Annotated in this window: 23 protein-coding genes; 4 read left to right on the top strand and 19 right to left on the bottom strand. The window is 68.4% G+C overall.

Annotated features, from left to right (window positions below):
• Positions 1–103 precede the first annotated feature (103 nt).
• Positions 104–1,120 carry a substrate-binding domain-containing protein gene (locus tag ACFZCE_RS26865; RefSeq protein WP_390943592.1) on the bottom strand — a complete coding sequence of 339 codons (1,017 nt, stop codon included), beginning with the start codon at positions 1,118–1,120 and terminating at the stop codon, positions 104–106.
• 225 nt (positions 1,121–1,345) lie between these two features.
• Here ACFZCE_RS26865 and ACFZCE_RS26860 point away from each other — a divergent pair, with 225 nt between their 5' ends.
• Together ACFZCE_RS26860 and ACFZCE_RS26855 are read left to right on the top strand one after the other, a co-directional pair.
• Complete coding sequence (locus tag ACFZCE_RS26860; RefSeq protein ID WP_390943591.1) at positions 1,346–1,885, top strand: gluconokinase, GntK/IdnK-type; 540 nt, start codon at positions 1,346–1,348, stop codon at positions 1,883–1,885.
• A gap of 55 nt (positions 1,886–1,940) precedes the next feature.
• Positions 1,941–3,293 carry a gluconate:H+ symporter gene (locus tag ACFZCE_RS26855; RefSeq protein WP_390943593.1) on the top strand — a complete coding sequence of 451 codons (1,353 nt, stop codon included), beginning with the start codon at positions 1,941–1,943 and terminating at the stop codon, positions 3,291–3,293.
• Positions 3,294–3,616: 323 nt separating this feature from the next.
• On the opposite strand, the gene metC is transcribed toward ACFZCE_RS26855, so the two are convergent.
• From metC to ACFZCE_RS26805, 10 genes are read right to left on the bottom strand one after another with little or no spacing between them, the layout of a single operon-like run.
• On the bottom strand, positions 3,617–6,289 hold the full coding sequence (gene metC, locus ACFZCE_RS26850; protein WP_390943590.1) for a cystathionine beta-lyase: 2,673 nt from the start codon (positions 6,287–6,289) through the stop codon (positions 3,617–3,619).
• 2 nt (positions 6,290–6,291) lie between these two features.
• Positions 6,292–6,924 (bottom strand): glutathione binding-like protein, encoded by a 633-nt coding sequence (locus ACFZCE_RS26845; protein ID WP_390943589.1) that lies wholly within the window; start codon positions 6,922–6,924, stop codon positions 6,292–6,294.
• Positions 6,921–7,517, bottom strand: a complete 597-nt coding sequence (locus ACFZCE_RS26840) for a cysteine dioxygenase (protein WP_390943588.1) — start codon at positions 7,515–7,517, stop codon at positions 6,921–6,923. The genes ACFZCE_RS26845 and ACFZCE_RS26840 overlap by 4 nt, the downstream gene beginning before the upstream one ends.
• 29 nt (positions 7,518–7,546) lie before the next feature.
• Complete coding sequence (locus ACFZCE_RS26835) at positions 7,547–8,365, bottom strand: ATP-binding cassette domain-containing protein (protein ID WP_390943587.1); 819 nt, start codon at positions 8,363–8,365, stop codon at positions 7,547–7,549.
• A complete protein-coding gene (locus ACFZCE_RS26830; RefSeq protein WP_390943586.1) occupies positions 8,352–9,026 on the bottom strand; it encodes an ABC transporter permease subunit in 675 nt (224 codons plus the stop codon). Before ACFZCE_RS26830 ends, ACFZCE_RS26835 begins: the two co-directional genes overlap by 14 nt.
• Positions 9,016–9,750, bottom strand: a complete 735-nt coding sequence (locus ACFZCE_RS26825) for an ABC transporter permease subunit (protein WP_390943585.1) — start codon at positions 9,748–9,750, stop codon at positions 9,016–9,018. Before ACFZCE_RS26825 ends, ACFZCE_RS26830 begins: the two co-directional genes overlap by 11 nt.
• On the bottom strand, positions 9,743–10,960 hold the full coding sequence (locus ACFZCE_RS26820; RefSeq protein ID WP_390943584.1) for an aminotransferase class I/II-fold pyridoxal phosphate-dependent enzyme: 1,218 nt from the start codon (positions 10,958–10,960) through the stop codon (positions 9,743–9,745). The genes ACFZCE_RS26825 and ACFZCE_RS26820 overlap by 8 nt, the downstream gene beginning before the upstream one ends.
• Positions 10,957–12,384 carry an FAD-linked oxidase C-terminal domain-containing protein gene (locus ACFZCE_RS26815; protein WP_390943583.1) on the bottom strand — a complete coding sequence of 476 codons (1,428 nt, stop codon included), beginning with the start codon at positions 12,382–12,384 and terminating at the stop codon, positions 10,957–10,959. The genes ACFZCE_RS26820 and ACFZCE_RS26815 overlap by 4 nt, the downstream gene beginning before the upstream one ends.
• Positions 12,381–13,217, bottom strand: a complete 837-nt coding sequence (locus ACFZCE_RS26810) for a transporter substrate-binding domain-containing protein (protein ID WP_390943582.1) — start codon at positions 13,215–13,217, stop codon at positions 12,381–12,383. The genes ACFZCE_RS26815 and ACFZCE_RS26810 overlap by 4 nt, the downstream gene beginning before the upstream one ends.
• A gap of 12 nt (positions 13,218–13,229) precedes the next feature.
• The gene (locus ACFZCE_RS26805; protein ID WP_390943581.1) at positions 13,230–14,027 is read right to left on the bottom strand and encodes a transporter substrate-binding domain-containing protein; all 798 of its coding nucleotides are present in this window, start codon (positions 14,025–14,027) and stop codon (positions 13,230–13,232) included.
• A gap of 193 nt (positions 14,028–14,220) precedes the next feature.
• On the opposite strand from ACFZCE_RS26805, the gene ACFZCE_RS26800 reads away from it, so the two are divergent.
• Positions 14,221–15,066 (top strand): LysR substrate-binding domain-containing protein, encoded by an 846-nt coding sequence (locus tag ACFZCE_RS26800; protein ID WP_390943580.1) that lies wholly within the window; start codon positions 14,221–14,223, stop codon positions 15,064–15,066.
• A gap of 157 nt (positions 15,067–15,223) precedes the next feature.
• Here ACFZCE_RS26800 and ACFZCE_RS26795 read toward each other — a convergent pair whose 3' ends face one another.
• The 8 genes from ACFZCE_RS26795 to ACFZCE_RS26760 are packed head-to-tail and all read right to left on the bottom strand — an operon-like array spanning position 15,224 to position 23,225.
• Entirely contained in the window at positions 15,224–15,610 is a 387-nt protein-coding gene (locus ACFZCE_RS26795) for a hypothetical protein (protein ID WP_390943579.1), read from the bottom strand.
• Between the two features lies 1 nt (position 15,611).
• Positions 15,612–17,261, bottom strand: a complete 1,650-nt coding sequence (locus ACFZCE_RS26790; protein ID WP_390943578.1) for an ABC transporter substrate-binding protein — start codon at positions 17,259–17,261, stop codon at positions 15,612–15,614.
• A 17-nt stretch (positions 17,262–17,278) separates the two neighbouring features.
• Positions 17,279–18,472, bottom strand: coding sequence for an acyl-CoA dehydrogenase family protein (locus tag ACFZCE_RS26785; RefSeq protein WP_390943577.1), 1,194 nt, complete (start codon positions 18,470–18,472; stop codon positions 17,279–17,281).
• Entirely contained in the window at positions 18,469–19,470 is a 1,002-nt protein-coding gene (locus tag ACFZCE_RS26780; protein ID WP_390943576.1) for an oligopeptide/dipeptide ABC transporter ATP-binding protein, read from the bottom strand. The genes ACFZCE_RS26785 and ACFZCE_RS26780 overlap by 4 nt, the downstream gene beginning before the upstream one ends.
• The gene (locus ACFZCE_RS26775; protein ID WP_390943575.1) at positions 19,467–20,255 is read right to left on the bottom strand and encodes an ATP-binding cassette domain-containing protein; all 789 of its coding nucleotides are present in this window, start codon (positions 20,253–20,255) and stop codon (positions 19,467–19,469) included. The genes ACFZCE_RS26780 and ACFZCE_RS26775 overlap by 4 nt, the downstream gene beginning before the upstream one ends.
• A complete protein-coding gene (locus tag ACFZCE_RS26770; protein WP_390943574.1) occupies positions 20,252–21,076 on the bottom strand; it encodes an ABC transporter permease subunit in 825 nt (274 codons plus the stop codon). The genes ACFZCE_RS26775 and ACFZCE_RS26770 overlap by 4 nt, the downstream gene beginning before the upstream one ends.
• Positions 21,073–22,056, bottom strand: coding sequence for an ABC transporter permease subunit (locus ACFZCE_RS26765; RefSeq protein ID WP_390943573.1), 984 nt, complete (start codon positions 22,054–22,056; stop codon positions 21,073–21,075). The genes ACFZCE_RS26770 and ACFZCE_RS26765 overlap by 4 nt, the downstream gene beginning before the upstream one ends.
• The gene (locus tag ACFZCE_RS26760) at positions 22,053–23,225 is read right to left on the bottom strand and encodes an LLM class flavin-dependent oxidoreductase (RefSeq protein WP_390943572.1); all 1,173 of its coding nucleotides are present in this window, start codon (positions 23,223–23,225) and stop codon (positions 22,053–22,055) included. Before ACFZCE_RS26760 ends, ACFZCE_RS26765 begins: the two co-directional genes overlap by 4 nt.
• A gap of 340 nt (positions 23,226–23,565) precedes the next feature.
• Between ACFZCE_RS26760 and ACFZCE_RS26755 the strand changes: the two genes are divergently transcribed.
• Complete coding sequence (locus tag ACFZCE_RS26755) at positions 23,566–24,477, top strand: LysR substrate-binding domain-containing protein (RefSeq protein WP_390943571.1); 912 nt, start codon at positions 23,566–23,568, stop codon at positions 24,475–24,477.
• Positions 24,478–24,668 lie beyond the last annotated feature (191 nt).

Genomic DNA, 24,668 nt, shown 5'->3' with positions numbered 1-24,668 from the left:
CGCTCAGTAAAACCATTTGAAGAAATCAGGGCTTTTTAACCCCGATTTAGCGCTCTGATTGCTTAAGTGAACAGCATTACGGCTGTGCCGGGCGAGAGGCCCGTCAACTCTCCCGCACCATCAGCTCGAAGCCCAGGTCCAGCCCCGGCGCCAACTCCGGCTTGCCATCCAGCCGCGCCAGCAGCTTGAACGCCGCCTGCTCGCCAATCTGCGCCAGCGGCGTGCGGATGGAGGTCAGCCGCGGCACCAGGTGCGCGGAATTGGGCAGGTCGTTGAAGCCCACCATCGCCACCCTCGCGGGCACCGCGATGCCTTCGCGCTGGGCCTGGTAAATGGCGCCGTGGGCGAGGTCGTCGTTACAGAAGAATGCGCCGTCGACGTCGGGGTGTTCAGCCATCAACTGGGCGAACAACTCGCCGCCCAGGCCGATCGACGACGGTTGCGGGCACATCACTTCAAGGCGCGGGTCGTACACCCCGGCGGCGCGCAAGGCGCCGCGGTAACCCTCGAGCCGGCGCAGCACCCGTGGGTCCAGTTGCGCCGCTACGAATGCCACCCGGCGCCGGCCACGGCTCAACAAATGCTCGGTGGCCACGCTGCCGGCGCGCTCCTGGGAGAACCCCACGCAGGCCAGCGCCGGGTCATCGGACAGCTCCATCATGTGCACGCACGGCACCCCGCTGGCGGCGATCATCCGCCGTGACGCCTCGGTGCGCGCCAGCCCGGTGAGCAGCATGCCGGCCGGCTGGTAGGCCAGGTAATTGCGGATCAGCGCTTCTTCTTCGGCCGGGTTGTAGTGGTAGTTGCCGATCAGCACTTCGATGCCGCGCGGGCGCATCACCGCGTGGATGGTTTCCAGGGTGTCGATGAACAACTGGTTGCTCAAGGACGGGATCAACACCACCACCGACGAGCTGCGCGCCGAGGCCAGCGCCCGCGCCGCCGGGTTGGCCACATAGCCCAGTTGCAGCGCGGCCTCGCGCACCCGCCCGGCGAGGGCGGGGTCAACGCTGGCGACCCCGCGCAACGCCCGCGAGGCGGTGATCGGCGATACGCCGGAAAGCTCGGCCACTTCGTTCAGGGTGGGGCGGCCGGTGGTGCGGGTTCCGAGTCGGGGCATGGGGCGGCTGTTCTTATTGGGGGGTGGCAAATTGTACTTGCCAATTGAATATTTTTGGCTAAGGTAGCGCTGTCTCAAACCGGGGCATTAAAGAATTTTCCCATTGCCCTGTGGTCGAACGCTGCGAACCGCTTGGACAAAACAAACAAAAAACACGGGTGTGGCACCTCCGGCAAGGGTTTTTTCCCGGCTTGCGAGACAGCGCTACCCCGCTGGAGGTATTCGATGCTTTCCCCTCTCTGCGCACTGGTCGTCATGGGCGTTACCGGCTGCGGCAAAAGCACCGTTGGCCAGGCCATCGTTGACCAAAGCGGCGGCCGCCTGATCGAAGGCGACGCCTTTCACCCGGCCGAGAACATTGAAAAGATGCGCGCCGGCATCCCCCTGACCGACGATGACCGCGCCGGCTGGCTGGCCCGCCTGGGCGAGGAAATGGCCACCGCGGTGGCCGCCGGCGAACGGCCGATCCTCACCTGCTCGGCGCTCAAGCGCCGCTACCGCGACACCCTGCGCGCGGCCGTGCCCGAGCTGGGCTTCGTGTTCCTCGAGCTGACCCCGGAAGAATCCGCTTACCGCGTGGCGCACCGCCCCGGCCACTACATGCCGGCCAGCCTGGTGCAGAGCCAGTTCGCCGCGCTCGAATCGCCCGTGGGCGAGCCGGCCACCCTGGCGCTGGACGCCACCGCGCCGGTGCCGGAACTCGCCGGCCAGGTCGATGCCTGGCTGCGCCAGTGCGGCGCGCGCAATTTGAAACAACCGGCGTGACCCGTTTCACCCGCCACCTATAACCACAAAACGAGGCAATGCCATGTTGGCGTCCATGCTAGGGCTATCGAACAACGCATTTCTGCTGCTCGACGCAGCCGTGACCATCATCGGGCTGATCCTGCTGATCACCCAGCTCAAGCTCCACCCCTTTGTGGCCCTGACCTTGGCCGCGGGCTTTCTCGGCCTGACCTCCGGCATGCCGGTGGCCAAGGTGATGCAGGCCTACCAGAACGGCTTTGGCGGCGTGCTGGGCTTTGTCGGCATCGTGCTGGCGCTGGGTACCATGCTCGGCAAGCTGATGGCCGACTCCGGCGGCGCCGACCAGATCGCGCAAACCCTGGTGCGCTGGTTCGGGGTCAAGCAGGTGCACTGGGCGATGATGTTCTCGGCCTTTCTGGTCGGCATCCCGCTGTTCTTCGAGATCGGCTTCATTCTGTTGATCCCGCTGGTGTTCGTGGTGGCACGGCGTACCGGGCTGTCGATCGTCAAGATCGGCATCCCGTTGCTGGCCGGCCTGTCGGTGGTGCACGGCCTGGTGCCGCCACATCCGGGCCCGCTGCTGGCGATCGGCGTGTTTGGCGCCGACATCGGCAAAACCATTTTCTACGGCCTGCTGGTGGGCCTGCCCACAGCCATCGTCGCCGGCCCGCTGTGGGGCAGCCTGATCGCCAAGTACGTGCCCGGCACGCCGAACAAAGAACTGATGGACCAGATCGCCAAGGAGCATGACGGCCACGAGCTGCCGAGCTTCGGCATCACCCTGGTCACCGTGCTGCTGCCGGTGTTCCTGATGCTGCTGAAAACCGCCGCAGACGTCGCCCTGCCGGCGGACCACATCGTGCGCGCCTGGATGGACCTGATCGGCCACCCGATCACCGCCCTGCTCGCCGCCCTGTTGCTGGCGCTGTACACCTTTGGCGCGGCGCGCGGCTTCAGCCGCCAGCAAGTGGCCAAGCTGCTCGACCAAAGCCTGGCCCCGACCGCGGCGATCGTGATCATCGTCGGCGCCGGCGGCGGCTTCAAGCAGATGCTGGTCGACAGCGGCGTGGGCGACGTGATCGGCCACCTGGCGGTGCAGGCGCAGATTTCGCCGATCCTGCTGGCCTGGCTGGTGGCAGCGGTGATCCGCGTGGCCACCGGTTCCGCCACCGTGGCCACCATCACCGGCGCCGGCATCGTCGCCCCGGTGGTCACCCTGGTCCCGGACGTGAACCGCGAGCTGCTGGTGCTGGCCACCGGCGCCGGCTCGGTGATCCTCTCTCACGTGAACGACGCCGGGTTCTGGCTGGTCAAGCAGTACTTCAACATGACCGTCAGCGAAACCTTCAAGACCTGGTCGATGATGGAAACCATCTTGTCGGTGGTGGGGATCATTTTGATCATGTTGTTGAGTTTGGTGGTTTAACACCCAACGCCAAAACGGGGCCGCAAAGGCCCCGTTTTTTTAGGTGCTGGCAGGCCCGGTGATCACCGGTGCTGTCAGGAGGCGACGAAAACTGATGGCCTCTCGCCCAGCACCGCCGTAATGCTGTTCACTTACGCAATCAAAGCGCTAAATCTTAGGTACAAAGCCTTGATCTCTCCCTGGGGTTTTACCGAGCGCATGATCTGACTGGCCTATCGCCCGGCACAGCCGGCCTCCCACGGGGTCTGTGTTGCTCCCAAAATCAATGGCTTACACAAATCTGGTGGGAGGCTGGCTGTGCCGGGCGAGGGGCCCCCAACCCCTTACCCCACCTCGCCCAACCCCCGCGCCAGGTCCGCCAGCAACGACTCGGGCGCCTCCAGCCCGACGTGCAGCCGCACCACCGGCCCGGCCGGGCGGTAGCCGCCGTGGCGGTCGCTGTCGACCACCACCGCCAGGCTTTCGAAGCCCCCCCACGACGCGCCGATGCCGAACAATGCCAGCGAATCGACGAAGCGGTCAGCGTCGAAGCCTGGCACGAACTCCACCGCCAGCAACCCATTGCTGCCGGCGAAGTCGCGGCGCCACAGGGCGTGCCCAGGGTGGCTGGGCAAGGCCGGGTGGAACACCCGCGCCACCGCCGGTTGCGCGGCCAGCCAGTGGGCCACCTGCAGCCCCTGGCGCTCGTGCACGGCCAGCCGCGCGGCGAGGCTCCGCGCGCCGCGCAGCACCAGCCAGGCATCGTCCGGGCTGACGGTATGGCCGAGGGTGTCGGCCATCCGCGCCAGCGCCGGCCAGGCCGCTTCGGTGGTGGTCACGCTGCCCATCATCACGTCGCTGTGGCCGGCCACGTACTTGGTCAGGGCCATGATCGAGATGTCTGCGCCCAACGCCAGCGGCCGGTACAGGTAACCTGAGCCCCAGGTGTTGTCTACCGCCAGGAGGATGCCGCGGGCCTTGCACAGGTGGGCCAGCGCCGGCAGGTCGAGCAGCTCGAACAGCGAGGACCCTGGCACCTCGGCATAGACCAGCCGGGTGTTGGGCCGCAGCAGTGCTTCCAGGCCCTGGCCGTTGGCCGGGTAATAGCTGTACTCAATACCGAACGGCGCCAGAAACTGCTCCGCCAGGCGCCGCACCGGGGCGTACACGGCGTCGGTGATCAGCACGTGGTCGCCCGGGCGCAAACAGGCTTGCAGCACCAGCGCGCTGGCCGCCAGGCCGGTGGCCAGCAGCTTGCTACGGTGGCCACCTTCCAGCTCGGTGACCAAGTCTTCGAGGGCGTGGGCAGTGGGGTTGCCACGGGCGCCATAGCTGAGCACCCGCTCATGCTCGCGGCGGCTGCGCGCGTCACGCAGTTGCGCGACGCTGTCAAACAGCACCGTAGACAACCGCGCCACCGGCGCATTCACCCCATGCGGGCGTGGCTGCGCCGCGCCGCGGCCGCCATGCACCAGCCGGGTTTGCAGCGGTTCGGCGCTGCCCAAGGGCTTGAAGTGGGCGCGCTCGCGGGCGGTCATCTGCCCGAGCAGGCCGGTTTCCCAGGCCAGGTACTGCCGCGCCGCGGCTTTGTTGCCGGCGTGGCGGTCGTGCACGAAGAACAAAAAGTCGATGCGCTGGGCGTCCGCCAGCGGCGCCCCGCCCTCCTCCAGCGCCTGGCCTTCCAGCGACGGCAGCCAGTACGCCCGCGCGCGCTGCTCTGCAGGCAGTTCGGCGGCGGCCAGCGCGGCCAGTTCAGGTTCCGCGGCCAGCAGCCACACGGGCCCTTCCACCCCGGCCAGTTGCGCCGCCAGCAGGCTGCGGGTGGCCCACTGCGAACCCTTTACCCGGCGCTGGATAAACGCCGCGCTGGGGCGCAGGTCAAGCACCGTCGCCGGCCCCGCGGCGGCCAACGGCAGGCGCGCTATCCGCAGCGCCGCGGCCGGCAACGCCAGCCCGCTGGCCAGGCCGTGCTCGAGCACGTAGGCCTCATGGCCCAATTGCCGCAACCAGCTGGCCACCACCGGCGCGCGCACGCCGTCATCATCGAACAGCACCACCCGCGCGCCGCGCACGCCGATGTACAGGTCAGTCGCCTGGATCAACTGCCCGCCCGGCGCGTGCTGGGCGCCCGGCAAGCTGCCTAGGGCGAACTCCTCCGGGGTGCGTACGTCGCAGAGGAACACACTGCGGCTGCCGTCGGCCAACCACTCGCGCACCTGATCGGCCGCCACCACCGCCACCCCGGCGCGCTGGCCCAACTGGCGCGCCGCCTGTTGCAGGGCGCCGCGCTCGGCCGGCGCCGCTGGGTACTGGCGCTGCTGGCCGTGTTCCAGCGGAAGGTCTGCGAGGAACCAGCCTTGGGTGCCGTTCTCCAGGGCGTACACCGGGTTGGGCAGGCCGAGGTTGAGCAGGGTTTGCGCGCCGATGATGCTGCGGGTGCGCCCGGCGCAGTTGATCACGATCGGCGTGCTGGCATCGCCGACCATGGCCTGGGCGCGCAGCGCCAGTTCGCCGTTGGGGCAGCAGGCGCCGCCGGGGATGCTCATCTTGTTGAATTCATCCAGCGGGCGGCCATCGAGCAGCGCCAATGGGCGGCCGTCGGCCTGCCAGGCGGCCAGCTCACTGGCGCTCACATGGGGGGTGTGGCAAGCCAGTTCGATCAGCTCGCCAAAGGCCTTGCTCGGCACATGCACACCGGCGAACAGTTCGCGGCCCGAGGCCTTCCAGCCCTGGGCGCCGCCAGCCAGGCGCCAGACCTGGCGGTAGCCTTGGGCAACCAGCGCGCTGGCGGCGCGGCGCGCCAGCGCGCCGCCGTCTTCGTCGTACAGCACCACCCGCACCGCCGGGTTCGGCGCCAGCCGCGGGGCGTCGAGTTCGAGCCGGCTGTAGGGCAGGTGCACGGCAAAGAACAGGTGCGCCTCACCGTACTGGCCGTGCTCGCGCACGTCGAACAACGCCAGTTCCTGGCCGTCGTACAGCCACTGCTCCAGCTGCGCCTGTGTGATCGAATCGCTCATGTTCACTCCAGCACCAGGGATTTTTCCTCGGCGGCGATCTCACGCCCCCGCGCATAGGCACGCTGCACCGCCGGGCGCGCCTTGAGGCGCTCGCGCCAGGCGGCGATGGCGGGGTAAGCGGCTAGGTCAATACCTTGTCGCGCCGGTTGTATCCACGGGAAGATGGCAATGTCGGCCACCGAATACGCCCCGGCCACGTACTGCTCACCGGCCAGCGCCTGCTCCAGCACGCCATACAGCCGCTCCGCCTCGCGCTGCAGCAGGTCTAGCGCGAAGGGGATCGGCGCCGGGGCTTTTTCGCGAAACAGCTGCAACTGGCTCAGGTACGGCGTCACGTGCCCCACCTGCCAGAACAGCCATTGCTGCACGCGCAGGTAAGCCGGGCTGCCCGCCGGCGGCAACAAGGCCCCGCCCAGGTGGTTGAGGATCGCCCCGGACTCGAACAACGCCAGCCCGCTGGCCGGCTCGACGATGGCCGGGATGCGCCCGTTGGCGCTGATCCGCTGGAAGGCCTCGCTGCGCTGCTCACCCTGGCGGATGTTCACCGGCACGATGCGGTAGGCCAGGCCCAGTTCTTCGGCGAGGATGCCGATTTTCAATCCGTTGGCCGTGGGCCAGTAGTAAAGCTCGATCATACCCCGTACGCCTCGATGGACGGTTCCATCTGCGATTTGTTGTAGCCCACCACGCGGCCGCCCTCGAGCACGCCGTAGCGGCCATCGAGCGATTCCAGCGGGCGGCCATAGAGGTGGAAGTGCAAGGTCGGGGTGCTGCCGTCTACCTGGATGCTGTGCAGGTCATCGCCGAGGAATTCGATCGGCGTGCCAGGCTTGACGATCACCTCACGGGCTACCGCCAGCTCGGCGAAGGCGGGGTCGCGGCCGTCGTCTTCGCGGCGGTACACCTTGTTCAGCTCTTCACCTTCGAGGGCGACGATCACCGCCCAGGTTTCATGGTTGTGCGCCGGCGTGCGCTTGCCCGGCAGCAGCGAGTTCAGGTACAGCGTGGGGGTTTCGCCGTCGTCGTTGAGGCGGTAGCGAAAGGCGGTTTTGCCCTCCCCCGGCACCGGCGCCGGAAACGCCTCGAAGTTGAACAGGTCACGCCGCGCGGCCAGGCCTTCGAGCAAGGCAGCGATGCGCTTGAGCGCGGCGCGGTCAACGCCGGCGGCATGGATGGCGCGCACGTCATCCAGAAAGCCCTGGATCACAGCGACACGGGGGTGGCTCATGGTGGTTATCTCCTCACGGCAGGCGAGCGTTACACGCTCAGGTGATACGGGTTGAAGTTGCGCAATGTGTAGGCCGGCGGCACGCGCCGGGTGCCCTCGCCCAAGGCGTGGCGCAAGAACGCCTGGGTGCGCGGGTGGCCCGGTTGCTGGAAAATCCGCGCGGCGCTGCCGTGCTCGACGATCACGCCATTCTCGGTGAAATACACCTGGTCGCTGATGTCTTCGGCAAAGCGCATTTCGTGGGTGACCAGCACGCAGGTCATGCCGTCCTCGGTCAGCTCGCCGATCACCTTCAGCACTTCGCCGACCATTTCCGGGTCCAGCGCGGAGGTGACCTCGTCGAACAGCATCAGCGCCGGGCGCATGGCCAGCGCACGGGCGATCGCCACCCGCTGCTGCTGGCCGCCGGATAGCTCACCGGGGAACGCCGCGGCCTTGTGCTGCATGCGAACTTTCTCCAGCAGCGCCATGGCCTGCTCGCGGGCTTCGGCCGCCGGCATGCCGAGCACCTTGCGCGGCGCCAGGGTGAGGTTGTCGAGCACGCTCAGGTGCGGGAACAGGTTGTACTGCTGGAACACAAAGCCCACGCGCTGGCGCAGCAGGCGGATCGCGGCTTCATCGCGCAGGGTATGCACGGCGCTGCCGGCCACTTCGAGCTCGCCGCGCTGCGGCCGCAACAGGCCGGTGAGGCAGCGCAAAATCGTGCTTTTACCCGAGCCAGACGGGCCGATGATCGAAACCGCCTGGCCGCGCGCCACGGTCAGGTCGATGCCCTTGAGCACTGCCGTGGCGCCAAAGGCCAGGTGCACGTCGCGCAGGCGTACCAGGGGCGTTTCAGTGGAAGGCATAGCGGCGCTCCAGGCGTTGGGTGAGGCGGGAAATCGGAAAACACCAGGCGAAGAACAAGCCCAGCAGGCTGAAGTAGATCAGCACCGTAAAGGGGATGCGGTTAACCGTGTTGCTGGCGATCTGCGCGGTGTCGATCACATCGTGCACGCCGACCAGCGAGGCCAGCGCGGTGCCCATGGTGATGATCGCGTAGAGGTTCATCCACGGCGGCAGCATGCGCGTCACGCACTGCGGGAGGATCACTTGGGTGAACACCTGTGCGCGGCTGAACGCCAACGAGCGTGCCGCCTCCCACTGGGTGGCCGGGATCGAGCCCACCGCGCCGCGCAGCACTTCGGCGACGTTGGCGCTGGCCGGCAAGGCCAGGCCCACGGTGACCTTCAGCCAGTCCGGAAACGCCAGGTAGTGGCCGAACAGCTTGACCTCGAAGGGAAACACGTAGGTGGTGAAGTAAATCAACACCAGCCAGGGCGCGTTGCGAAACAGCTGCACCCACAGCCGCGCCAAGGGTTTGAGCGGCGAGAAATTCAGCGCGCCGATCAGCAGGCCGGCAGCGCTGCCCAGGGCCATCGCGGTCAGGCTGATCAGCACGTTCTGGCCCAGCCCCACCAGCAAGGCCGGGGCCCATTCGACCAGGGCGGCAAAGGTATCAGTGGCCATAACCGGGCATCCTCAGGCGCGCTTCAACGGCGCGGCCAATGGCGTTGACGGCAAACCCCAGCGCGCCATAGAACGCCAGGATCAGGATCATCAGTTCGATCACGTTGTCGCTTTGGGTCCAGATCATGATCGACGCGTAGGTCACATCGTTCACGGCGATGGCCGAGGCGATCGCGGTCATCTTCACCAGGTCGATCAGGTTGTTCACCAGCGACGGCAAGGCAAAGCGCAACGCCAGCGGTAACTGCACGTAGAGCAGCCGCTGCGCGCCGCTGAAGGCCAACGAGCCGGCGGCTTCGAGGGTGGTCGGCGGCACCGCCTGCAGGCCGGCGCGCAAGGCCTCGGCATGGAACGCGCCCTTGTGCAGCGAGATCACGATCACCACCCAGGCAAAGGGGGTAAGCGGGTTGCCGGTGCCCACCGCCTGGGTCAGCAGCATGTTCAGCACCAAAAAGGCACAGTACAGCTGCACCAGGGTGGGCGTGTTGCGCGTGACCTCCACGAACACCCGCGCCGGCAGCGCCAGCCAACGGCGCCGGCTGACCAGCGCGCAGGCCAGGCCCAGCCCCACCAGCAGGCTGCCGAATGCCGCGCAGAGGCACAGCGCCAGGGTGGTCAGGGCGCCGTCGAGCAGGCTGGCGCGGCTGTAGGCGTCGGCCAGGAACTGGTAATTCAGGCCCAGCCTGGCGCCCAGCTGAATAAACAGTTGCAGCACATCAGGCATGGGCGGGCTCGCTCAGTTGCGCGCAGGCGGCGGCCACCCGCCGGCCCGCTTCGGCCACCGCCGCGGTGGCGGTGGCAATGGAGAACCGCAGCCACGGCGACTGGCCGTAGGCGCTGCCGGCGATCGCCGCCACGCCGTGTTCGAGCAGCCAGGCAGCGGCGCATGCGTCGCTGTTGATGCGCTGGCCATCCGGGCGCAGGCGGCCGATCCAACCCGCGCAGCGCACGAACACAAAGAAACCGCCCTCCGGCACCAGCACCTGCAGCCCTGGCAGTGGCGCCAAGGCGGCCACCAGCAGGTCACGGCGCTCGCGGTAGGCCGCCAGTTGCGCCGGTAAAAAGCCGAGCCCGCCGTTGAACGCGGCCAGCGCCGCGGCCTGGCTGACCGAACTGGCCCCAGAGGCGGCCTGCGACTGCACCACCACCATCGCCTTGGCCAGCGCCGCCGGCGCCGCGCCAAAGCCAATGCGCCAGCCGGTCATGGCGTAGGTCTTGGACACCCCACCGACCAGCAGCGTGCGCGGCTTGAGGTCTGGCGCCAGGTTGAGCAGGTTGCTCGGCGCGCCGCCGTCGAAACGAATGTGCTCGTACAGCTCGTCGAGCAGCAGCCACACCTGTGGGTGGCGGCGCAGCACCGCGGCCAGGGCGTGCAGCTCGGTGGCGCTGTACAGGGCGCCGCTGGGGTTGCCGGGGTTGTTCAGGATCAACCAGCGGGTGCGCGGGCCGATGGCCGCCTCCAATTGCTCCGGCAGCAGCTTGCAGCCTTGCTCGAACGGGCACTCCAGCAGTACCGGGGTGCCGCCGTTGAAGCGCACCGCATCGGGGAAGGTCGGCCAGTACGGCACCGGCACGATCACCTCGTCGCCTTCGTCCAGGGTCGCGGCGAACGCGTTGAAGATCACCTGCTTGGCGCCGTTGGCGATCACCACCTCGGCCAGGCTGTAGCTGAGCTGGTTTTCCCGCGCCAGCTTGGCCACGACTGCCTCGCGCAGGGCCTGGGTCCCCGGGGTGGCCGTGTACTTGGTGGCACCGGCCCGCAGCGCGGCCCAGGCGGCGGCCTTGATGTGCTCGGGGGTGTCGAAGTCTGGCTCGCCGGTGGTCAGGTCGAGGATGTCGCGGCCGCCGCCGCGCAGTTCAGTGGCGCGGGCCTTGGCCGCGGCGTTGGGCGACAGGCCAACGCGCTGCACGCGTTGTGAAAGCTTCAGGCTCATGGGGTGGGCTCCAGGGCAATGACCTTGCCGGGGTTCAGGCGGTTGTCTGGGTCCAGCGCCTGCTTGAGGCGGCGCATCAGTTGCAGCTCCACCGCGCTTTTGTAGCGCGGCAGCAGGTCGCGCTTGCGCTGGCCGATGCCGTGTTCGGCACTGATCGAGCCGCCGTGGGCGTGGGCGTTGTCGTGCACCACCTGGCTCAGCGCCGCGTAGCGGGCCATGTGCGCCTCGCTGCTCATGCCCAACGGCGCGGCGACGTTGTAGTGCAGGTTGCCGTCACCGAGGTGGCCAAACGTGTAGTGGCGCACCCCGGGAAACTGCTCGGCGAGCTGCTGTTCGGTGCTGGCCACAAAGGCCTCCAGGCGCGACAGCGGCAGCGAGATGTCGTGTTTCATGTTGCGCCCTTCACGGGCCTGGGCTTCGCTCATGTTCTCGCGCAGCTGCCACATCGCCTCGCTCTGGGCCAGGCTTTGGGCCAGGCTGGCGTCGCTGATCAAACCCTGTTCCAGGGCGCTTTCGAGCACCTGCTGCAACTGCGCCTGCGCCTCGCCCTGGCTGGCGTAGCCGGAGAGTTCAAGCAAGGCGTACCAGGGCGCCTGCAAGCGGGGGAACGGCAACACGCTGCCGGGAAACTGCTGGCCGACCAACGCCAGGCAGGCCGCGCTCATCAGCTCGAAGCCGGTAAGCCCGGCGCTGAGCCCGGCACGCAGGTGGCTGAGCAAGGCGATGCCCTGGGCCAGGCTGCCGAACGCCACGTAGGCGGTGGCGCGCGCGCTGGGTTGGGGGAACAGCTTGAGCGTGGCCGCGGTGATGATCCCCAGCGTGCCTTCGCTGCCAATGTAAAGGTCACGCAGGGCGTAGCCGGTGTTGTCTTTGCGCAGCCCGCGCAGGCCGTGCCAGATCTCGCCCTCGGCGGTGACCACCTCCAGGCCCAGGCACAGCTCGCGGGTATTGCCATAGCGCAGCACCGCGGTGCCGCCGGCGTTGGTGCCGAGGTTGCCGCCCAGGGTGCAACTGCCCTCCGCGCCCAGGCTCAACGGAAACAACCGGCCAACGCCAGCGGCGGCCTGCTGCACGTGGCGCAGGATGCACCCGGCCTCGGCGGTGAGGGTGTCGTTGGCGCTGTCGACCTCACGCACGCGGTTCATTCGTTCCAGACTCAGCAGCACGCTGCGGCCGCTCGCGTCGGGGGTGGCGGCGGCCATCAGGCCGGTGTTGCCGCCCTGCACCACCACGCTGGCATCAAAGGCTTTGCACAGGCGCACCACCGCCGCCACCTCGTCGGTGTTGGCTGGGCGCACATAGGCCCGCGCCTGGCCGTGGTAGCGCCGGTGTTTATCCGCCAGGCGCTCGCCCGCGGCGGCGCCCGGCTCGGCATAGCGGGCACCCAACAGCCCCACCAGGGCGCCGAGCAGCGGGTCGGTCATTGCGCGGCCTGCAGCGGCGCAAGGCCTTTGTACTGCTCGTGCAGCGCGTACAGCGCCGCCGAGGGCTCCATGCCGGTGCGCTGGCCCAGCGCGATCAGCCAGCCACTGCGGTGCCAGTCACGGATGATCGCGTCCAGGCGGGCCTGGAAGTCGTGCTCGCCCTTGCGCACCCACATCACCGAATTCGACGGGATCAGCTCATCGGCCAGCGGCAGTTCATAGCCGGCCCATTCCGGCTGCTTGACCAGCGCGCGCATGGTCGGCGCCACGTGCACCGCGGCCACGCAACCGTTGCCGCGTAGCGTCAGCAAGGACTCACTCTGGCTGCGGAAGGCTTTGATCTCGGCGCCGTACTGGCTTTGCAGCGGCTCGATGAAGTTGCTGCCCTGGGACACGCACACCGGCTTGCCCTTGAGGTCGGCCCAACGGTGGATGCCGGCCCCCTTGGCGATCACCGCGGCGCCACCGACCTGCTCATAGGGGGTGGGCGGGTAGTCGAGGATCTGCGCGCGGTCGTCGGTGTACTGCATGTTGGCGATCAGCACATCGACTCGGCCTTGCTGTAGAAACTGCACGCGGTTGGGCGGCAGCACCGCCACCGTTTGCACCGCCACGCCCAGGCGCTTGCCCAGTTCGTTGGCCAGCTCGACGTTGTAGCCCACCGGCTGCTGGGTTTTTGGGTCGAGGGTGCCGAATGGCAAGCCGGTGAGCATCACGCCCACGCTGAGGCTGTGGCGCTCGTTGATTTTGTCCAGGGTGGCATCGGCCAGGGCGCTGGCGGCGCTCAGGGCGAGCCAGGGGGCGAGCAACAGGGCGAGGGTTTTACGAGGCATGGCGGGTCCTTGTCAGAGGCCGAAGGCGCTGGCCGGGAGGGGGTCGATGTGATGGCGCTGCTCGGCTTGCACCAGCCAGCCGCTGCGGTGCCACTGCTGCACGATGGGGTCGAGCCGGGCCTGGGTGTCGGTTTCGCCAGGGCGCGTCCAGATCACCGAAGGCGCTGGGTTCAGCTCGGGGGCCAGGGCGCGATAGCCTTGCCAGTCCGGGTTGCTGGCCAGCAGCGGCTTGACCAGGGTGCCGTCGTGCACGGCCGCCACGCAGTTGCCGCCGTGCAGCGCCAGCAGGGATTCCGCCGAGCTTTTGAAGGCTTTGATGTCGGCACCCAGCTCGGTCAGCGGCTTGATGTAGCTGCTGCCCTGGGAGGTGCACACCGGCTGGCCCTTGAGCTCGGCCCAGGTGTTGATCGGGCTGCCCGGTGGCAGCGCGGCGGTGCCCCCCACCTTGTAGAACGGCGTGGGCACGTGGCCGAGCAGTTGGTCGCGCTCGGGGTTCCACTCCATGTTGGCGATCAGCAGGTCAACCTTACCCTGCTGCAAAAATTGCACGCGGTTGGCCGGCAGCACCGGCACCAGTTCAACCTTTACCCCCAACTGCTTGCCCAGCTCGTTGGCCATGTCGACGTTCAGCCCAACCGGCTGTTGGTTGGCTGGGTCCAGCGCGCCGAACGGGCCGCCGGAGAGCATCACGCCCACATTCAGTTGCTGGCGGCCCTGAATGCGCTCCAGGGTGGCGTCGGCCTGGGCCAGTGAGGCACTGGCCCACACGGCCAGGTAAGCGGTGATCGACAACAAGTGGCGGCAGGCCATGGGCAATACTCCAAGCGGTACGGGCAGGTGGCCGCATGCTAGGAAGGCGCCGGGGCGGGGTGAAATGCAAAGATTTACTATCGTTATAACTTTAAAGTTTAGCCTTGGGCTATTTGCCTTTAAACCGGGGGTTTAAGCGTTTTAGCCGATGCAATACATTACGCTTCATTATTGGTTGCGTAAGCGCTGTGATATGACCCCCACCCTTGACCTTGAACTGCTACGCACCTTCGTCGCTGTGGCCGACGCCACCAGCTTCGCCGAGGCCGGGCAACTGCTGGGGCGCACCCAGTCGTCGGTGACCCAACACCTGCAGCGCCTGGAGCAGCACACCGGCGTGGCCTTGCTGCGCAAACAGGGCCGCAGCAAACAACTGACCGACGCCGGCCGGCAACTGCTGCGCCATGCCCGGCAGTTGCTCAGCCTCAACGACGAGGCCCTTGGCGCGTTGCGCAGCGACGGCCCCAGTGGCGTGCTGCGGATCGGCTCACCACACGACATCGCCGACACCATCCTGCCGCCGCTGCTCACCCGCATCGCCCGCGCCGCGCCCAATGTGCGCCTGGAAATCGACGTAGGCCGCAGCCCGTTCCTGATGGACGACCTGCACCGGGGCAAGGTCGACATGGTGATTTCTACCCGCCACGACGAACGCCTGACCGGGGTGGCGCTGCGCACTTCGCCGGTATGGTGGATCTGCGCCGCGCACTACCGCCACGACCCCGGCCAGCCGCTGCCGCTGGTGTTGGTCGACGACCCGAGCATCTACCGCCGCTACGCCCTCGAGGCGCTGGAGCGCGAAGGCATCGCCTGGCGCCAGGCCTACGTGGCGTCGAACCTGATCGGCATCAAGGCCGCGGTGCGCGCTGGGCTGGGCATCACCCCGCGGAGCATGGAACTGCTCGGCCCCGATATGCGCGTGCTGGGCGAAGCCGACGGCCTGCCGCGGCTGCCGGATGTGACCTACTACCTGTGGGTGCGCCCGGGCTCGCTCAACCCGCTGGTGCGGCGGGCGTATGAGTTGATTCGCCAGGCGTAGGGGCTGAGGGTCCATCGCCCGGCACAGCCGGCCCACGGGTTCTGTGTTGCCCCGCAAATCAAATACTTACACAAATCTGGTGGGAGGCCGTGGTCCGGCACTCCGGCTGTGCCGGGCGATAGGCCCTGAAGCTCCTGCACAAAATCGCGGGTTTTACTCAGCGCAAGGCCTGGCTGGCCTCTTCCCCGGCCCCTCCGAAGCCCGCACCATTGAGCAGGTGATCGCCAATCGCCCGCAGGCTTTGCCCCTGCCAGGCCGGCCCGGTGGGCGGCGGCGCGGGGCTGCCGCCCAGGGCCAGCAGCAACTGCGCCACCTCCTGGGCGGCCTGGGCGCTGCTGTACTCGGCCTGGGCCAGCGCCAGCGCGCTGCCGGCCACTTGGGCCCGGCGCAGCAAGGCCTCGGCCGCCTGCAACTGCGCGCCGGCCTCGCCCACCCGGTGCAGCAGGTACGGGTCATCCGGCGCGCCCGTGTGGCCACTGCGCGCCTGCGCCAGCACCTGCTGCCAGGCCGCCCGGGCCTGGCACAACCATTGCTCGGCGGCCATCTCAGTGCTCCAGCCAGGCATCGGCCAGGCTCGAATAGAACAACAACGGCCCCTTGCGCAGCCCCTGTAGCTGGCTGGAATAAAAGCCAAAGAACTTCAGCTCCAGCAGGTTCACCGACGGCACATCGGTTTGCACCAACGCCTGCATCTGGTCGATCAGCAGCTTGCGCTTGGCCACATCACCCTCCTCCTGGATGCCCTCGATGATCCGGTCCATTTCCGGGTTGGCGTAGCCCGAATTGTTGCTCGACGGCGTGCCGGGCTTGATGTTCTTGCTCCAGAAGCGCCGGGTCACGCCGATCTGCGGGTCCGGGTAGGCCGAGTACCACTGCGAGACGGTGTCGAAGTCGTAGTCGGTGAACAGCCGGCGGATCATCGCCGCCAGCTCCAGGTTGATCAGCTCCATCTCCACGCCAATGGCCTTGAGCTGCTGGCGCATGTACTCGGCGGCGCGCAGGTACACCTGCCCGTAAGACACTTCGGTCACGTGGTTGATGCGCAGGCGCACACCGTCGCTGCCGCGCGGGAAGCCCGCTTCATCGAGCAGTTGCTCGGCTTTTTTCGGGTCGAATGCGTACTGCGGCAGGCCAGGCTTGAAGAACTGCTTCTGGAAGCTCGGCACGCAGCTTTCGGCCACTTCGGCCAGGCCGTACCAGACGATGTCCTTCAAGCCCTGGCGGTCGATGGCGTGGGCAAAGGCTTTGCGCACGCGCAGGTCCTGGAAGGTTTTGCGGCGGTGGTTGAAGTCGAAGAAGAACATCGGCGCCGGCACTTGCCAGCCGGTGGTGTCGAGCTGCAGTGCTGGGTTCTGCTGCAGCCGCGCCACTTCGCTTTCGGGCACCGGGTTGTTGGCGGCGAACTGGATCTCGCCGCTTTCCAGCGCCACCGCGCGGGCGCCGGCGTCGGGGATCATCTTGAAGATGATCTGGTCCAGGTACGGCTTGCCGCTGTCCCAGTAATCCGGGTTGCGCTCCAGGGTCACGTGGCTGCCGCGCACCCACTCCTTGAAGCGGAACGCGCCGGTGCCAACCGGTTTGCTGTTCCACGGGTTGGTCAGCGGGTTGCTGCCTTCGTAGAGGTGCTTGGGCACGATCTGGGTTTCAGTGCCGAACAGCGTGGCCCAGAGTACCGGCGCCGCGCCGCTGAGTACGAACACCACGGTGTGTTCGTCGGGGGTCAGCACGTCGGTGACCTTGGCCAGGTTCGAGGCGCCGCGCGGGTGGGTTTTCTTCACCACGTTGAGGATCGAATACTGCACGTCTGCCGAGGTGAACGGGGTGCCGTCGTGCCACTTCACGCCCTTGCGCAGGTAAAAGGTGATGCGCTTGCCATCGGCGGCCTCCTCCCAGCGCTCGGCCAGTTGCGGCTGCGGGCGGAACTGCGCGTCGTAGGTGACCAAACCGTCGAAGATGCTCGAGGAGATCACCACCGCCGGGCTGGAGATGTTGATCCCGGCAACCAGCCCGGCGGGCTCGGGGGTCACGTTGGCGAACAAGGTTCCGCCCTTCACCACGCCCTGCCCGGCCGCCTGGCTGGCGACCTCGGCGGCCAGGGCGGAGGGCAGCAGGCCGGCCAGCGACGCGGCGCCGGCGCCAAGGCCGAGCAGGCGCAGAAACTGCCGGCGTTCAAGGGTATAGGCATCAAGGCTCATCAGGGGCATCCAGGCAATCAATAGGAAAAGGTCAGCGGCGGCTCGGCGCCGTGCAGCCAGGCATTGCCTAGCGCGCGGTACTTGTAGGCCACCGGGTCATGGGTGGTATGGGTGCGGGCGTTGCGCCAGTGGCGGTCGTGGCCATGGCTGGCCATGGTGGTGGCGGCGCCGCCAACGTCGAACAGCGCCTGGCTCAGCGCCAGGCAGGCCTGGGTGGTCACGGCCTTGGCCGCGGCCACCGCCAGCGAGGCTTGCAGGGCCAGCACCGGGGCCTGCGCGCTGCCGCCAAAGCGCGCCGCGGCAGCCTCGGCGAGGCGTTCGCCAGCGTCCAGCGTCAGCGCTTCGGCGGCGCGGGCCTGGCAGGCCATGGCGCCGAGCGAGCGCAACACGAAGGGGTCTTGCTGGGCGCGCGCCTGGCCGCTCTCCTTGACCGCGCGAATGCCGCGCCGCGCCCAGGCCAGGGCGGCGTCTAGCGCCCCCAGGGCGATCCCGGCGTCGATCGCGCAATGGATGATCTGCGCGCTGGCGCCGGCGTGGTTGCGCTGGCCCAGCCAGGGTTGCAGGCGCAGCACTTCAGTGGGCGCGACCCACACCTGCTCGAACAGCGTGGTGCCACTGGCGGTGCAGCGCTGGCCCATGCCGTCCCAGTCGTCGAGGCGGCGGATGCCGGCACGGGTCGCCGGCACCAGGGCGGCGACCAGTTCGCCGGCCTCGTCCACCGCGCGCACCTTGAGCACATCGGCGAACAACGCGCCGGTGCAGTAATGCTTGGTGCCGTGCAGGCGGTAGCCGGCGCCGTCGCGCAGCAGCGTGGTGCGCACCTCGCCGCGGTAACCGCTGCCGCGCTCGGCCGCGGCGCCGCCCAGCAGCACGCCCTCGGCCACCGCCGGCAGGTAGGCGCGCTGCTGCTCGGCACTGCCCATCAGGCGCAGGCGCTCGATGAAGACGAAGTGCGACAGCAGCGCCTGGGCGACGTTGGAGTCGCCGCGCGCCAGGCTGATGAACAATTGCGCCACGTGTGCCCAGTCGCCGCCGGCACCGCCGAAGGCGCGCGGGATGTGCAGCGTGCCCAGGCGCAGTGCGCGGAACTGGGCAAAGGCCTCGAACGGCAACTGCCGCTCGCGGTCACGCTGGGCGGCGCCGCGGGCCAGTTCGGCGGCGAAGCCCTCGGCATCGGCGAGCAACTCGGCAGGGGTGGGTTGGGCGCTCACAGGGCTCTCCTTGCAGGGGCCAGGTTAATCGGTTGTTCAGCGGCGTGCGGATGGTGGCAGGCCACCTGGTGGCCGGCGCCGTGGGCGGCCAGGCTCGGTTCGCTGCGCCGGCACAGCTCGCTGGCCTGGGGGCAACGCGCCTGGAAGCGGCAACCGGCCGGCAGGGCGAAGGGGCTGGGCGGGTCGCCCTCCAGCAACGGTGCCTGGCGCAGCCGCCGCTGCGCCGGGTCGCGGCGGGGCACCGCGGCCAGCAGCAAGCGCGTGTACGGGTGTGCGGCGTGCTGCCAGAGCTGCGCCTTGGGCAGTACTTCCACCACCCGGCCCAGGTACATCACCGCGATGCGGTCAGCGATGTGCTGCACCGCGGCGATGTCATGGCTGATGAACACATACGCCACGCCCAACTGCTGCTGCAGTTGCCGCAGCAGAGCAAGCACCTGCGCTTGCAGGCTCACGTCCAAGGCCGACACTGGCTCGTCGCAGACAATCAGCGACGGCGCGCTGGCCAGTGCCCGGGCGATGTTCAGCCGTTGCCGCTGGCCGCCAGACAACTCATGGGGGTAGCGCGCCAGCAGCGCCGGCTCCAACCCGACCTGCTCACACAAGCCGTGGGCGCGCGCCAGGCGTTCGGCGCGGCCGAGCGGGGTGTTCAGCCGCAGCGGCCATTCCAGCGCCAGGGCCGCGCGCTGGCGCGGGTCAAGGGCGGCGAGCGGGTCCTGGAAGATCATCTGGATCGCCCGCCGCAGTGCCTGCGCCTGGCGCCGGGGTAGCGCTTCAAGGGCCTGGCCATCAAAGCGAATGCTGCCAGCGGCCGGCGTATTCAGCCCCACCAGCGCTTTGCCCAGCGAGGTTTTGCCGCAGCCAGACTCGCCGATTACTGCCAGGGTTTCGCCGCGGTTCAGCGCCAGGCTAACGCCGTCTACCGCCGCCAGGCTGCCGCGCGGGGTGTGGTAGCGCACGTGCAAATCCTGCACCTGCAACAGCGGGGTGTGGCTCATGGCAAGGCTCCCAACGGTGGGCAAGCCGCCAGCAACTGGCGGGTATAGGGGTGCTGCGGGGCGCTGAACAGGGCCTGCACCTCGCGCTGTTCGAGGGCCCGGCCGTGGCGCATCACCAGCACCCGGTCGGCCATTTCCGCGACCACCCCGAGGTCGTGGGTAATCAGCAGCAGGGCCAGGCCGCGCTCGGCCTGCAGGTCGGCCAGCAGGCGCAGCACCTGGGCCTGGATGGTTACGTCGAGGGCGGTGGTCGGCTCGTCGGCGATCAGCATCTGCGGCTCGCCGGCCAGGGCCATGGCGATCACCACGCGCTGGCGCATGCCACCGGAGAGCCGGTGCGGGTAGTCATCGTAGCGCCGCTCGGCCTCGGCGATGCGCACCTGGCGGAGCAAGCCCAGGGCGCGCTGGCGGGCCTCGGCGCGGCTGACCGGCAGGTGCAGGCGCACCGCTTCCGCCACCTGTTCGCCAATGCTCAGCAGCGGGTTGAGCGCCGACAGCGCATCCTGGAAGACCATGCCGATGCCGCCCCCGCGGACTTCGCGCAGGCGCGCCTCGCTGGCGCCGAGCAGCGCCTGGCCGGCGAAGTCCAGGCGGCTGGCGCGCACGTGGGCCTGGGCCGGCAACAGGCCGAGTACGGCAAAGCCGGTGGTGGATTTACCACTGCCCGACTCGCCCACCAGCGCCAGGGTTTCCCCGGCGGCGAGGCTGAAGCTCACCCCTTCCACCGCATCCTCGGCCTGGCCGGCATAGCGCACGTGCAGGCCTTCAACGTCGAGCAGGTTCATGCCAGTGCTCCTCGGCGCGGGTTGAGCCAGTCAGTGAGCCCAGCGCCCAGCGCGCTGAGCGCCGCCACGCTGAAGAAAATCGCCAACCCCGGCAGCGCGGTCATGTACCAGGCGGTGCGCAGCACGTCGCGCCCGGCGCCGATCATGCTGCCCCACGACACCACGTTGGGGTCGCCCAGGCCGAGAAACGCCAGGGCCGCTTCGGTGAGCACCGCGTGGCCGACCAGCATGGCGAGCATCGCCAGCACCGGCATCATCGCGTTGGGCACGATGTGCACCCAGAGGATCCGCCAGCGGCCCATGCCGATCACCCGCGCCGCCTGCACGAACTCCATCGCCGCCAGCCGCTGGGCTTCGCCGCGGGCCAGGCGGGCGACGTTCGGCCAGGCGGTGGCGGCGATGCCCAGCACCAGGGTGTCGACCCGTGGGCCAAGGATGATCACCAGCACCAGGGTGAAGATCAGCGACGGCATGATCTGGAACAGTTCGGTCAGGCGCATCAGCAGGTTGTCGACCCAGCCGCCGCAGTAGCCGGCGATGCAGCCGATCGCCAGCCCCAGCGCGGCGCTGCACACCCCTGCTTCCAGGCCGATGCGCAGCGACACCCGGGCGCCGTAGACCAACCCGCTCCAGAGGTCGCGGCCGAGCATGTCGGTGCCCAGCCAGTGGGCGCCGCTCTGCCCCGGCCACAGGTACGGCCGGGCGACCATCGCCAACGGGTCATTGCCGGCCACCCAGGGTGCCGCCAGGGCCAATAGGGCGATAGCCAGCAGCACCGCCAGGCCGAGCCAGGCCGGTAGATCAACACGCACGCGCCTCATCGCCCTGCCCCCTGTTCGATCCGTGGGTCGAGCCAGCCGTGCACCGCCTCGGTGAGCAGGTTCACCAGCACCACGAACAGCGACGTCACGAACAGCAGCCCCAGCAGCAGGTTGACGTCGCGAGACTGCACCGCCATCAGCGCCAACTGGCCAAGCCCCGGCCAGGCAAACACGGTTTCGAGGGTCACGCTGCCGCTGAGCAGCGCGCCGAACTGCACCCCGGTCAGGGTCACGATCGGCACCCAGGCGTTGGGCACGATGTGCCGCCACACCAGGCGCCGGCGGCTGCTGCCTTTGGCCCGCGCGGTGCGCACGAAGTCGAGGGTGCTGACATCGCGCACCGCTTCATGCATCAAGCGCAGGTACAGCGCCAGGTAACTGAAGGCCAGGCAGCCCACCGGCATCGCCAGGTGGCGCAGCACATCCAGCGCATAGGCCAGGCCGCTGGCCTGGCTGCCCATGGTGTTCATGCCGCTGGAGGGGAACCAGCCCAGCTTGAGGGTGAACAGCACTACCACCATCAAGCCGACCCAGAATGCCGGCAAGGCAAAGCCCAGGGTACCGAGCACGCCGATGCCGCGTTGCAGCCACGGCCGCCGGGTGGTGGCCGAGACCACCCCGAGCCAGGTGCCCAGCGCCACCGCCAGGCTCAGCGCCAGGCCCATCAGCAGCAGGGTGGCCGGCAGCCGTTCGAAAATCAACGAGGCCACCGACTGGTTGTAGCGGAACGACCAGCCCAGATCGAAATGCAGCATGCGGTTCAGGTAACCGCTGAATTGCGCCGCCAGCGGCTGGTCATCGCCAAACTGCGCGCGCAACTGGGCCATGAACTCCGGGGTGGCGGCGCCCGCCTCGCCGGCGATCACATCGGCCAGGTCGCCGGGCACGGCCTTGAGCAGAAAGAAATTCAGCACCACCACCATCAGCGCCACCGGCAACGCCTGCAACAGCCGCCAGAACGCCGCTTTCGCCCCCCTCATCGGCGCAGCCCCGCCTGCTTGAGCAACGGCAGCACGGCCTCGCCAAAATAGGCCAGGTCTGGCTCAAAGTCGTAAAAGGCCAGTTGCACGCCATCGCAGCCGGCGCGCTGCAAGCGTTGTAGCTGTTCGGCGATCTGCTGCGGGCTGCCGATCAACTGGATGTTGCCGCCCACGGCCTTCTGGTCGCGCTGGTGGCCACGGAAGGCCAGGCTGTCGCGGGCCTGGGCGCTGGCGAAAAAGTTATCGACCGCCTCGCGGTCCTGGGCGCCGACGATGGCGTCGTGGTACTCCCACGCCTCGCGCTCGGTGGGCTTGCAGATCACCATCGGGTTGATCAACGTGCGCACCCGCCGCCCCTGGGCCTGGGCCGCGCCATGGATCGCCGCGGTGTGCGCCGGCAGGGCCGCCAGCGCGGCTTCGATCTCGGCGCCGGCGGGGCTGGTGATGAACACCAGGTCAGAGTGGCGCGCGGCAAACTCGATGCCGGCGGGCGAGCCGGTGGCGTTCACCAGCAGCGGGCGCCCATAGGCCGGGCGCGGCGTCACGAAGGCCTGCTCACTGCGCCAAAACTCCCCGGCCAGGTCCAGGTTGGCGTCGCTGGCCCAGTAGGCCTTGAGCAGGCGCACGAACTCGTCGGCCATGCGGTAGCGGGTATCGTGCTCGATCTGCGCGGCGCCGAACATCCGCGCGTGGCTGTCGAGGTTGCCGGTGACCACATTGATGCCGAAGCGCCCGCCGGTGATGCTGTCCAGGGTGGCGCCGAACTTGGCCAGGTGCAGCGGGTGCCAGGGGCCGTAAAGCACATGAACGGTGGCGATCAGCAAAATGCGCTCGGTCACCGCGGCCAGCGCCGCGGTGGTCACGAACGGGTCGAGGCTGTCTTCACGGTAGCGAATCGCCCCACCGTGGCCGCCCTTGGGGTTCCATTGCGCCAGGCCAAACACCAGGTCCAGGCCCAGGGCTTCGGCTTGCAAGGTCAGCCGGCGGTTGTAGTCGAAGCGCCAGTCGGTGCCGCGCGGCAATTGCGAGGGGCTCCAGCCACCGCTCTGGATCGGTAGGAACAACCCCAGCAAAAACGGCTGGCGCAATACCCGCGCCAGCGGGCTGCCTTCGATCTCGGCCGGCGACGGGCCTTGCGGCCAAGGGGTGGCGGGTGCGGTGGAAACCATCGGGCAATGTCCTGGCAAGCGCGGGTTAGGGCCTGCGAATGTAGGGAGGGGGTTACACGGCCCGGAAATATTTGAATCGAATATCGTTATGAGCGAACGCGCCGCGCGGCTGCCGCGATTTTGCCACCGGCCCCTTGTGGCGCGGGGTTTTGCCCGGTTTGCGGCTAAGGCCCGCCGACGCCATTGATTACGCCTCTTTATGTAAGGCGATCAACGCGTGATGGGTCACGCGGCGCGCGCCCAGAAGGATCCCAATGCTTATAGCCCTATGTTTTTCCGTTCTTTTTCAGTGCGCGCCGGGCCGGCTAGGCTCGCCCCTCCTCTGCCCTGAAACCGCCCCATGGACCTTCGCCAACTGCGCTATTTCCTCGCCCTGACCGAACACCGCAGCTTCGTGCGCGCGGCCGAGGCGATGGGCATCACTCAGCCGGCCTTCAGCCGCAGCATCCAGAACCTCGAGCAGGCGCTCGGCTGCGCGTTGGTCGACCGCGCCGACCGCGGCCTGCGCCCTACTGCCCAGGGCGAAGTGCTGGTGCAGCATGCCCGCCGCTTGTTGCAGGGGGTGGCGGCACTGGCCAGCGAGATCGGCCAGCTTGGCGCGCTGGATGCCGGCCAGGTGCGGCTGGCGGTGGAGGCCAATGCCGGGCTGGCGCTGCTGCCCGCGGCGATTGCCGCGCTGCATCACAGCCATCCGGGCATCCAAGTGCAGTGGCAGTTGCTCAACGGGCTGGACGCCAGCGTGGCGCTGGCGCGCGAAAGTGTCGACCTGCTACTGGCCGACAGCCGCCGTTTCGAAGCAGACCCGGCCCTGCGGGTGCTGCCCCTGGCGCCGCAACCGGCGCAATTTTTTTGCCGGCCCGGGCACCCGCTGTTGGCCCGTGGCCTGGCCGCCGCCGCGGCCTTGGTGCACTACCCGCTGGCCAGCAGCCAAGCACAGCCACCGCTGCGCAAGGCGCTGGCACTGCTGGCCGGGCGCAGCGACTACGCCGCGCAGTTCGAAAGCGAAGACCCGGCCAGCCTGATGCAACTGGTGCAGGCCACCGACGCCCTCGGCGTGGCCGCCTTGCCGCTGTGCCAGCCGGCGATCGCCGCCGGCCGGTTGTGCCCCCTGCGCTTTCGCGACCTGCCAGCGGCGCTGGCGGCCTTGCACTACCGGCCAGGCATCATCTTGCGCGAGGGGTACCGGCTGCCGCCGGCGGCGGCGGCGTTGATCGACTGCGTGCAGGGGGTTGATGCGCGCATACCTATCTGAGGCTGCCACGGGTTGCCTATTGCCCCGTGAATCTATGACTTACAAACATCTGCTGGGAAGCCGTGGTCCGGCACTCCGGCTGTGCCGTAACGCTGCTCACTTAAGCCATTTCAGGGCTTCATGGAGGGATCAATCTGTGAGCTCTGCGGATTTTGTGCATGAGCTTCAGGGCCTATCGCCCGGCACAGCCG

It is taken from the genome of Pseudomonas sp. NPDC007930 (assembly GCF_042958985.1).
Lineage (GTDB): Bacteria > Pseudomonadota > Gammaproteobacteria > Pseudomonadales > Pseudomonadaceae > Aquipseudomonas.
Note: the sequence above shows the minus strand (reverse complement) of the source record. Positions and strands in the feature narration are given on the sequence as shown.